We start from the raw sequence: 10,497 nt of genomic DNA on the forward strand, positions 1-10,497 counted from the left end.
ACGCTCACGAGAGGGTCCGGGCCTGTCGTTATAGGGCGGTCTTATCCGCGGGGGCGGAAACGCGTATTGGACCCGCAGGGGCTCCGCCGCAGAGGATGGCCGCGGCGGAAAGGAGCCGTGATGGCGAAGGATTTCCTGGCGTACTGCGACGAGGTCTGGCGCGGCGAGGCGACGACGGCCGACTATCAGAAGGGCCGCTGGCAGGACGGGCACGTCATCGAACTCGCCGAGGGCGTGGCCCTCTTCCCGGCCTTCGGCAACGTCGTGGCCGTCCGGGGCGAGGACGGGCTGCTGCTGTTCGACACCAGCCACGAGCGGTTCAGCGCCCGGCTGCACGCCGCCGTGCGCGCCTGGAGCGACCTGCCGCTGCGCTACGCGGTGTACTCGCACGGGCACATCGACCACGTCTTCGGCGTCGGGCCGTTCGACGCCGAGGCCGACGAGCTGGGGCGGCCCCGGCCGGTCGTCGTCGGGCACGAGGCGGTCGTCGCCCGGTTCGACCGCTACAAGCTCACCAGCGGCTACAACGAGGTGATCAACCAGCGGCAGTTCCAGCGCGCCGACTCCCGCTGGCCGCTCGACTACCGGTATCCCGACGTCACCTACCGGGACACCATGACGCTCACCGTCGGCGGCCGCGAAGTCCGGCTCCACCACGGCAAGGGCGAGACCGACGACGCGACCTACGCCTACCTGCCGGACCAGCGGGTGCTGATGACCGGCGACATGTTCATCTGGGTCACGCCGAACGCCGGGAACCCGCAGAAGGTGCAGCGCTACCCCCGCGAGTGGGCGCAGGCGCTGCGGCACATGGCCGGGTTCGGGGCCGAGATGTTGTTGCCCGGCCACGGGATTCCCATCGTCGGCGCGGACCGGGTGCGCACCGCGCTGCTGGACACCGCCGAATACCTGGAGAGCCTCGTCGAGCAGGCCTTGGAGCTGATGAACCGCGGAGCCCGGCTCGACGAGATCGTGCACGCCGTGCGACCGCCGGAGCACCTCGCGGACAAGCCGTACCTGCGGCCGGTGTACGACGAGCCGGAGTTCGTCGTGCGCAACGTGTGGCGGCTCTACGGCGGTTGGTACGACGGGAACCCGGCGCACCTCAAGCCCGCCCCGGACGCGCAGCTCGCGACGGCGCTCGCCGAACTCGCCGGCGGCGCGGCGGCGCTGACCGAACGCGCGAAAGCCGCTGCGGCGGCGGGGGAGTTGCGGCTGGCCTGCCACCTCGTCGAGTTCGCGGTCCAGGCGGAGCCGGACGACACCGCGGTGCACGAGGTCCGCGCCGACATCTACGCGCAGCGCGCCAAGCAGGAGCTGTCGACGATGTCGCGCGGCGTCTTCTCCTGGGCGGCGGCGGAGTCGAGGGGCCGGGTCAGCGGCACCGGCGTGCTCGACGAGGTGGCGGAGGCGTCGAAGGGCAAGACCCGCTGGGCGATCTGACGGCCCCCACCCCACCGGACGCGAGGAGTCCCGCAATTTCCATTGAAATTGGAGCTTCAATTTCAATGGAAATTGCGGACCTCGGAGGGGCGGGGTCCCGGAGGAGGGGGTGGGACTTCGGCGGGCGGGGGCTGGTTGGGGTTGGGTCGGTGGTCGGCGGCTTAACGTGATGGGTGTGGATGCGCGTCAACTCCGGTACTTCCTGGCCGTCGTCGAGCACGGCACCATGACCAAGGCCGCCGAGGCCATGCACGTCTCCCAGCCGTCGCTGTCGCAGGCGATCGTCGGGCTCGAACGGGAGTTGCGGACGCAGTTGTTCCACCGCACCGGGCGCGGCCTGGTGCTCTCCGCGGCGGGGCAGGCCGCGCTGGAACCCGCCCGGCGGGTGGTGCACGGGCTGGCCGAGGTCGCCTCCGCCGTGGAGCCGGTCCGGGAGCTCTCCGGCGGTCGGCTCGACCTCGTCGTCCAGCACCTGCTCAGCGGGTGGGGAGTGGCGGTGGTGGCCGCGTTCTGCCACCAGTACCCGCAGGTCGCGGTGCGGATGATCGAGCCGCCCAACTGGCATCGGATCGGCCGCACCGTGCGCACCGGGACCTGCGAGCTCGGCCTGTGCACGCTGCCGATCACCGGCGGCGAGGGCCTGCACACCAGGCAGCTGGCCAGCCGCGAGCTGCACATCGCGCTGCCCGCGAACCACCCGCTCGCCGACGACGAGGGCCCGCTGGAGCCCGCCGCGCTGGTCGACCAGCGGTTCGTGACCAGCCCGCCCCGGACGGTCTGGCGGACGCTGCTGGAGGAGGTGCTGGAGGAGACCGGCCGCAGCCCGGTCGCCGCCGTCGAGATCACCGCCAACAGCGGGGCCATCCCGCTGGTCGTCGCAGGGGTGGGCGTCGCGGTCGTCGCCGGGCAGACGGTCCACCAGGCCCGCGAGCAGGGCGCGGTGGTCCGTCCACTTCGGACCGATGTGCGGATGCGAGTCGGCGTCGTGCACCGCCCCGGTCCGCTGTCCCCGGCGGCCGAGGCCCTGATCGCGCTGCTGGAGCGCGACGAGTAGCCCGGCGATCGACTCGGGCGGCGGAACGTGATCAGCCAGGCCGGAAAGCGTTCGCGGCGAAGGACCGAACGCGGAACCAGATGCGGCTCAGCGGGGCCGGACCGCGGCGGCGGAGAGCGCGACGAAGGCGGCCAGCACCGCCGGGATCGCGAGGCCGGTGGTCAGGTCCGTCCAGCTGGTGACCAGGCCGATCACCACCGGGCCCGCGAGCAGGCCGCCGTAGCCGAGCGTGCTGACCTGCGCGAGATCCCGGCCGCTTCGGCTCGGATCGCGGTTGCCCGCCGCGTTGAACACCTGCGGGATGATGCACGACAGCCCGATGCCGAACAGGGCGAAGCCGATGATCGCCGCCACCGGGTGGTGCAGCACCAGCGCGCCACCGAGCCCCACGGCCGCGACGGTGCCGCAGCACCGCACCAGGACGACCGGTCCGAGCCGGGCGACCAGGAAGTCGCCGAGGAAGCGGAACACGGCCATCGTCGCGGAGAACACCGCGTAGCCGGTCGCCGCGACCGCCGGGCTGGTCTGCAGGACGTCGTGCAGGTACAGCGGCGACCAGTCCGCCATCGAGCCTTCGCCCAGCGAGCAGAAGAAGGCCAGCACGCCCAGGAACAAGATGCCCGGCGAGATCCCGCGCTGCCGCACCGGATTCCCGGCCGCGGGGGCCTCCGGGGGCAGCAGCGCGCGCCGCGCGATCACCGACACCACGCCGAGCGCGGCCGCGACGAGCGCGAAGTGCGCGCCGGCGCCGATCGCCGCATGAGCCGCGAGCGCGCCGGCTCCGGCGCCGAGCAGGCCGCCGACGCTGAACATCGCGTGGAACGTGCTCACGATCGGGCGCCCGTACCGCCGCTGCACCTGCATCGCGTGGGTGTTCATGGCCACGTCGACGGTTCCGTGCCCGGCGCCGAACAGCAGCAGTGCGGCCACCAGCGCCGGGAGGTTCCCGGCGATGCCGGGCAGCAGCAGGCTCGCCGACATCGCGATGCCCGCCGGGCCCAGCACCCGCGCGCTGCCGAGGCGGTCGGCGAGGTGCCCGACGATCTGCATGGCCAGCACCGAGCCGGCCGCGACCGCGAACAGCGCCAGCGTCACCTGCGCGTCGTCGAGGCCGAGGTCCTGCTTGATCGCCGGGATCCGCGCCGTCCAGGTGCCCAGCGCCGCGCCGGTGATCACGAAGTAAGCCGTCACAGCCCACCGGGCCCGCTGCGGGACGGCGACGATCGCCTCAGACAACGCGCACCTCCACGCCCGCCGCGACCAGCTCGGCGCGCGCGTCCGCAGGCGCGGCCCGGTCGGTGACGATCACGTCGATGTCGGTGATCGGGCAGACGAATCCCAGGCCGGTCCGGGCGAACTTGGCGCCGTGGCAGACGGCGACGACGCGCTGCGCGGCGGCCACCGCGGCCTGCTTCACCGGCACTTCCTCGAGGTCGTGCGCCGTCAGGCCGTGCGTCGCGGAAAGCCCGCACACGCCGAGGATCGTGGTGTCCACCCGCAACGCGCGCAGCGACATCTCGGTGAGGTGGCCGATGAACGACAGCTCGCCCGGCTTCGTCCGCCCGCCCGGCATCAGCAGGTCGACCTGCGGCGCGCCGCTCAGCGCGTTCGCCGCGTGCAGGTCGAGGGGGATCGCGGTGATCCGGCGGTGCGCGAGCCGCCTGGCCACCTCCAGCGTCGTCGTGCCGGAGTCGATGATCACGGACTCGCAGTCCGCGATCAGCTCCTCGACCGCCGCGGCCAGCTGCTTCTTGGTCCCGGTCTCGTCGCGCTCGCGGAGCGGGAACGGCGCGGAGTGGCCGCGCAGGAAGCTCACCGCGCCGCCCCGCACCCGCCGCAGGACGCCTTGCTCGGCGAGTTGGTCGAGGTCGCGGCGGATGGTCATCTCCGACGAACCGGTCGCCTCGGCCAGTTCGGCCACCGTGACCCGCTCCGCCCGCCGCAGCCGCTCGATGATCGCCGAAGTTCGTTCCGAACTCTCCACGGGTTCAATCGAACAAGAAAGATGTGCGAAAGGCAACCCTGCGTGCGGGTGCGATGTGCGAACCCGGGGCGGTGCACTGCTCCGGGTGAGGGACAATGGGAGTCGACGGCGTGGAGACGTCGGGTAGGAGGAGATCGTGAGCGTGGCCCAGGAGCGCAACCTTCGGTTGGTGCGAGACGTCCCGTCCGAGCTCGGCGTGCGGCTCGGCGACATCAGACTGCGCAACCGCCTGGTGACCTCGTCCAGCCTGCTCGGCTACGGCGTGGCCAACACCAAGCTGGTGCCCTACGGCATGAGCCCGATCTCGCAGTTCGTGCCGCTGTCCCGGTTCGGCGCGGTCACCACCCGCACGGTCACCGTCGAGCCCCGCGAGGGGCACTTCACCACCCGCGACGTGTGGCCGCTGCACGAGCTGCCCGCGCTGATCAAGCGGTACGGGCAGGCGCTGCGGCAGGTCGACGGCGGCTGGCTCAACGCCTTCGGCTGGTGCAACGTCGGCATCGACGCCTACCTGCGCGACTACTACCCGCGCACCCGCGAGCAGAACACCATCATCTCCGTCGGCGGCTTCTCCGCCGAGGAGTTCGTCACGCTGGTCGACAAGGTCAACGCCGCGGTGCCGGCCGGCGAGATCGCCGCGGTCGAGTTCAACGTCTCCTGCCACAACGTCAACTTCGACTTCAACCAGATCATCGAGTCGGTGCTGGCCGAGGCGGTGCCGCGCAGCAACCACCCGGTGATCCTGAAGCTCTCGCCGGACTACGACTACCTCGGCCACGCCCGGCTGGCGGCCCGCCACGGGGTGGCGGCGCTGACCGCGATCAACACCGTCAAGGGCCTGCGGCTGGACCCGAACACCGGGCAGCCGCTGCTGAAGAACGGTTTCGGCGGGCTCTCCGGCCGCGCGATCAAGCCGATCGGCCTGCGGGTGGTCAAGGAACTGCGCGACGCGGGCGTGACGCTGCCGATCATCGCCACCGGCGGCATCCGCAGCTTCGACGACTGCCGCGAGTACTTCTGGGCGGGCGCCGACGCGGTCAGCCTGGGCAGCGCCAGCTGGTTCGCCAGCTACCCGGGCTACGCGCTCTCGCCGCTGTACGCGGCCCGGATCCGGAACCTGGTGCGCCGCATCGAGAACTACACGCCGCCGCAGCGCTGATCCGCCGGCGTTGCTCGCATCGGGCGACTTTCGCCTTGCGGGCAGCGGTGATCGGGCGAATGCCGCCACTGGGCGCTCGCGCGCTCGGTACGCTCGGGATGTTGATCCTTGGGCGTAGCCGAGGAGGCGACGCTTGGTGGCGACGGAATCGGATGGATCCGGCGCCGCGACACCGCGGCGCAAGTGGTGGCAACGGCTGCTGCGCGGCCCGGCGTTCGTGGTCGTGGCGCTCGTCGGCGCGCTGGCCGGGATCGCCGCGCCGATGCTGTGGAACGCCGCCCGCGACGTGTCGCGCCCGCCGGTCCTGGTCTGGGCGAGCTCGGACGGCGGCCCGGTGGACGATCGCAGCTACGCGCTGCCCGACGTGGCCGAACCCGCGGAAATCGGGACGCCTGCGGAGTTCCTGGCCGATTCGCCGGCGCTGCACCGCGCGGTGAAAGTCGGCGTGCACGGCACTACGGTGACCATCGAGGGCGCTCGCTCCCGCGACGTCGTGATCACGAACATGCGCGCCCGGATCCTGAGCCGGGAGCCGAACGTCGCCGGCACGCTGCTCTGCAGCACGCCGCAGGGCGACCTGCCCGCGAAGCGGGTCGGCTTCGACCTCGACGAGTTCCGCCCGGTGGCGCGGGTGCTCGACGGCAGGCGGCTCGGCGAGCCGTACTTCGCCGGCCAGGCGCAGCAGCTCGCCGACGGCGAAACGGTGGTGTTCCAGGTCGAATCGCGCGCCGACGACGGCCACTACCGCTGGGTGATCGACGTCGACCTCGTCATCGACGGGAAACCGCAGACCTACACCGCGAAGCCCGACGCCGGCGAGTTCGAGATGACCGGCTTCAGCCCGCGGTACGGGGCGGTTTTCGCGGCTCGGGGCATGCAGTCCTGGAGCTTCCCGGAGCGGGCGGGCGGTTGCTGATGCGGTACGGGCTCCGGGTGCTGGCGCTCGTCGTGGTCGTGGCGGCCGGGATCGGGTTGGGGATCTGGTGGAATCGGCCGCCGGAAGTCCGTTCGCCGCAGGAGGTGGCCGCGCTGCTGCCGTCGGGAGGAGACGGATTCCGGGCGCAGGACGAAGACTCGTTCGACCGGGCCTTCTTCCTCGCGGCGGTGGAGGATTGCGCCCCGGTGCCGGCCGTCCAGCAGTTCCGCACCGCGAGTTCCGCCGTCTTCAAGGGCTACACGATCGGCGCGGAAACCCCTGCGCAGGTGGCGATCGTGCAGCTGGCGCAGGACGACGTGGCGCCGGTGCGGGACGCGCTGCGCTCGGCCGGCAACTGCCAGCGTCCGACCACCAGCGGTGGCATCGCGTGGACGAAGATCGCGAGCCCGTGGTTCGGCGACATGTCGGCGCTGTTCACCACCACCGACTTCAACCTGGATCCGGAGAGCCAGGCGGTCACCGACATCGGCGGCGGTCCGGTGTGGACGTTCACCATGTCGGACGAGTGGCTGGTGGCCATCGGCGCGTACACGTCCCCCTTGCGGACGGTCGCCGAGCTCTACCCGAGGATGCTGGCGGAATTCGACCGCGAGGTGGGCACGGACTTCCTGCAACCGGGCGAATCCCGCGGCGGCTGCCCGCCCGCGGACGTCGCCATCGCGGACCTGCCGCCGGAAGCGCTCAGCCGGCAGGCGATCGCGCAGCTGCAGAGCATGCACGACATGGCCTGCCAGGGCCGGATGGACGCGGCCCTGGCGGCGATGTCGGCGCCGCTGGTGGTGGACGACGGCGTCGCCGACGGGCTGGTGGACGTCGACGATCCCGCCGGGTTCGCGCGAATCCTGGAGACCCGCGGCGTTTACCGCAACGGTGCGGTGACCTACCGGCACGGCGATTCGGCACTGGTGTTCTCGACGTTCTACGACCCGTTGAACCCGCCGCTGGGCTGGGACGCCTACGTGCGCCATTGCTCCACCGCGGAAACCGGCGCGGCCCGGCTGTGCGAGCCGGATCCCTACGGTCCGCTCGGCGGTGCGGACTGGACGGCCGTGCTGGCGGAGCGGGGCTGCGACGAGGAATTCGGGGCTATCGTGCACGGCCGGTTCCAGGACCTGACCGGCGACGGCCGTCCCGAGGCCGTGCTGGCGGTGAGCTGCGACCTGGCCGACGGCACCAGCGTCCGGGAAGTGCAGGTCTACGACGGCGGTTCGCCACCGGATTCGCCGCGGCTGATCCAGGCGCTGCTGGGCGAGGACCCGGGACCGCAGGGCACCGGGCTCGCCCCGGCGACCGTGACGCTGTCCGGCGACGAGCTGACCGTCCAGTCGTGGAGCCGACCGCCGGACGACCCGCAGGGCGAACCGAACCTGCTGGTGACGGACGGATTCCGCTGGCAGGACGGCAACTTCGTGCCGGAATGGCGGGACGTCGAGGACGTGTCGTGACAGGAATCCGGGCGGCGACGCGGCTGCGAGGTCGGTTCCTCGTGCTCGGCGCGATCGCGTTGGCGGCCGGCGGAGCTGTGGACGGCGTTCCTGCGCCCGGCCGAGTCCGGCGGTGGGACCGGTTCCGCTGGCTGCCCAACGGCGCTTTCCAGCATGGCGTCCGGAAAAGTCGCGCCGGTGCGTTGAACGGGGCCGGGGGCCGGAAATTGCATCGTGCGCCGATCTTCGCGTGGTAAGAAGTGATCACGGACACACACGCTATTTCTGGGGAGGAATCTTGTCCGGATACGGGGATTTCGGCAGCAGCCTGCGGGATCTGCCCCGGCTGCGGCAGACCCGGCGCGGCCGGGTGTCCAGCTGGGACCGCACCGGCGGCAACACCGACAACATGCGCATCGAGCCGGGTGAGACCAGGGAACTGGCCGACATCGCCGGGCCGGGCGTGATCACCCACATCTGGTGCACCGTCGCCCTCGACCACGTCGGCAAGCCCGCCGAGCTGGAGGGCGACTACCTGCGGCGGCTCGTCCTGAAGATCACCTGGGACGACTCGGCGCACCCCGCGGTGCTGGTGCCGCTGGGCGACTTCTTCGGCATGGGGCACGGCCGCAGCGCCAACTTCTCCTCCGCGCCGCTGCAGATGAGCCCGCAGGACGGCAAGGGCTTCAACTGCTGGTTCGCGATGCCCTTCGCCGGGCGCGCCCGCTTCGAGCTGATCAGCGAGATGAGCGTCAAGCCGGTGACGTTCTACTACTACATCGACTACGAGACCTACGGCGAAGCCGACCCGGAACTGGGCTACTTCCACGCCCAGTGGCGGCGGCAGAACCCCACCGATGGCGTCGAGCAGGGCGATCAGACCAACGAGGAGTTCCTCTTCGGCGGCACCAACACCGACGGCGCGGGCAACTACGTGATGCTGGAGGCCGAGGGGCGCGGCCACTACGTCGGCACGGTGCTCAACGTGCACAACCTCCGCCGCACCAGCGACTGGAACTGGTACGGCGAGGGCGACGACATGTTCTTCATCGACGGCGAACCCTGGCCGCCGCGGCTGCACGGCACCGGAACCGAGGACTACTTCAACACCGCGTGGTGCCCGAACCAGTCGTACCAGGCGCCGTACCACGGGCTGACCATGCCGGGCGGGCCGAACTGGAGCGGGCAGGTGTCCTACTACCGCTTCCACGTCGAAGACCCGGTGGTGTTCGAGAAGTCCATCAAGGTGACCATCGAGCACGGGCACGCCAACAAGCGCTCCGACGACGTCTCGTCGGTGGCGTACTGGTACCAGACCCTCCCGGCGCTCCCGGTCACCCTCGCCCCGGTCGCAGACCGCATCCCACACCCCCTCTGACCCCAGGCCCGCAGTTTCAATGGAAATCGAACCTCTGATTTCCATTGAAATTGCGGACCGTCACACCAACCGGGGTCGCCCACCCGGGAAATCGCTAGACGGCGCAGCGGAGCGGGCCTCCGTTGTAGGCGATCGCGTCGGCGAACGCCGCCGCCCGGTCGAACTCGGTCTCGTCCGCTTCGGCGTAGGCGCGGTGCAGGTTCAGGACGATCCGTTCGCGGTCCGGCCAGCCCGCGAACTCGCCGAGGTCGCAGCGCCGGGCCGCCTCCAGCGGCGAGAGGCCGTCGGTGCGGGCCTGGCGGGCTGTGTCCAGCACGAACCGGTAGTAGCGGGCGTGGTCCTCCAGCACCCGCGGGAACGCCGAACCCGGCAGGACCGAGCCGTGGCCCGGCACCACCTTCGCCACGCCGAACCCCGCCAGCCAGTCCAGCGCCTTCAGCGCGCCCTCCACCGAACCCATGAACACCAGCGGCGTGACGCCGTGGAAGATCAGGTCGCCGGTGAACAGCACCCCGGCGTCCGGCACCCACGCCACCACGTCGCCGGGCGTGTGCGCGGTGTACCCGGGGTGGTGCAGCTCGACCCGCCGGTCGCCGCTCTGCAGGACCAGCGAATCCTGCAGCAGCACCGTCGGCGCGCGGGTCTCGGTGATGCCCCAGTCCGGCACGGGATCCCACACCGGCGGTGGCTCCGCGAGGATCGTCTCCGCCAGGATGCCCGTCCGGGTCGCCGGGTGTCCGATGAGGACGGTCGAGTCGGGCAGCAGCGCGTTGCCGTGCGTGTGGTCGCCGTGCAGGTGGGTGTTCACCGCGAACCGGATCGGCGCATCGCCGCTCGCGGCGCGCACCGCGTCCAGGAACCGGCGGGTGCGCTGCGCGGTCGCGCAGGTGTCGACCAGCACGACGCCGTCGTCGCCGAGCACCGCCCCGGCGTTGTTGATCCACCACGAACCATCCGGTTGGACCCACGCGTGAACCCCGGGGCCGACCTCGGACAGCGTCGCACGTTCGGGATGGGCGTTGTCGATGTTCACTGCTGACCTCCGCGGATCCGGGCTCTTCCGAGGTGCGCGATCACGGGCGTCACCCAGTGTGCCCCGCCGGGCCGCCCCGGGTGGT

General features: G+C 71.5%; 9 protein-coding genes. 6 read left to right on the forward strand and 3 right to left on the reverse strand.

What is annotated here, in order from left to right:
• Positions 1–120 precede the first annotated feature (120 nt).
• The gene (locus ACWEV3_RS05325; protein WP_452612692.1) at positions 121–1,443 is read left to right on the forward strand and encodes an alkyl sulfatase dimerization domain-containing protein; all 1,323 of its coding nucleotides are present in this window, start codon (positions 121–123) and stop codon (positions 1,441–1,443) included.
• Positions 1,444–1,618: 175 nt separating this feature from the next.
• Positions 1,619–2,497, forward strand: a complete 879-nt coding sequence (locus ACWEV3_RS05330; protein WP_452612693.1) for a LysR family transcriptional regulator — start codon at positions 1,619–1,621, stop codon at positions 2,495–2,497.
• Positions 2,498–2,584: 87 nt separating this feature from the next.
• Here the strand turns inward: ACWEV3_RS05330 and ACWEV3_RS05335 are convergent, their stop codons facing one another.
• Both ACWEV3_RS05335 and ACWEV3_RS05340 read right to left on the reverse strand, forming a co-directional pair.
• Positions 2,585–3,733: an MFS transporter gene (locus tag ACWEV3_RS05335; protein ID WP_452612694.1), complete on the reverse strand. Its 1,149-nt coding sequence runs from the start codon at positions 3,731–3,733 to the stop codon at positions 2,585–2,587.
• Positions 3,726–4,481, reverse strand: coding sequence for a DeoR/GlpR family DNA-binding transcription regulator (locus ACWEV3_RS05340; protein WP_452612695.1), 756 nt, complete (start codon positions 4,479–4,481; stop codon positions 3,726–3,728). The genes ACWEV3_RS05335 and ACWEV3_RS05340 overlap by 8 nt, the downstream gene beginning before the upstream one ends.
• A gap of 136 nt (positions 4,482–4,617) precedes the next feature.
• Here ACWEV3_RS05340 and ACWEV3_RS05345 point away from each other — a divergent pair, with 136 nt between their 5' ends.
• The 4 genes from ACWEV3_RS05345 to ACWEV3_RS05360 all read left to right on the forward strand — a co-directional run bounded on the left by ACWEV3_RS05345 (position 4,618) and on the right by ACWEV3_RS05360 (position 9,379).
• Entirely contained in the window at positions 4,618–5,640 is a 1,023-nt protein-coding gene (locus tag ACWEV3_RS05345) for a dihydroorotate dehydrogenase (RefSeq protein WP_452612696.1), read from the forward strand.
• 136 nt (positions 5,641–5,776) lie between these two features.
• Positions 5,777–6,556 carry a hypothetical protein gene (locus ACWEV3_RS05350; protein ID WP_452612697.1) on the forward strand — a complete coding sequence of 260 codons (780 nt, stop codon included), beginning with the start codon at positions 5,777–5,779 and terminating at the stop codon, positions 6,554–6,556.
• Entirely contained in the window at positions 6,556–8,022 is a 1,467-nt protein-coding gene (locus ACWEV3_RS05355; RefSeq protein ID WP_452612698.1) for a hypothetical protein, read from the forward strand. Before ACWEV3_RS05350 ends, ACWEV3_RS05355 begins: the two co-directional genes overlap by 1 nt.
• Positions 8,023–8,299: 277 nt before the next feature.
• Positions 8,300–9,379 (forward strand): glycoside hydrolase family 172 protein, encoded by a 1,080-nt coding sequence (locus ACWEV3_RS05360; protein ID WP_452612699.1) that lies wholly within the window; start codon positions 8,300–8,302, stop codon positions 9,377–9,379.
• Between the two features lie 94 nt (positions 9,380–9,473).
• Here ACWEV3_RS05360 and ACWEV3_RS05365 read toward each other — a convergent pair whose 3' ends face one another.
• Entirely contained in the window at positions 9,474–10,412 is a 939-nt protein-coding gene (locus tag ACWEV3_RS05365) for an MBL fold metallo-hydrolase (RefSeq protein WP_452612700.1), read from the reverse strand.
• Positions 10,413–10,497 lie beyond the last annotated feature (85 nt).

The organism is Saccharopolyspora sp. NPDC003752, assembly GCF_053605825.1.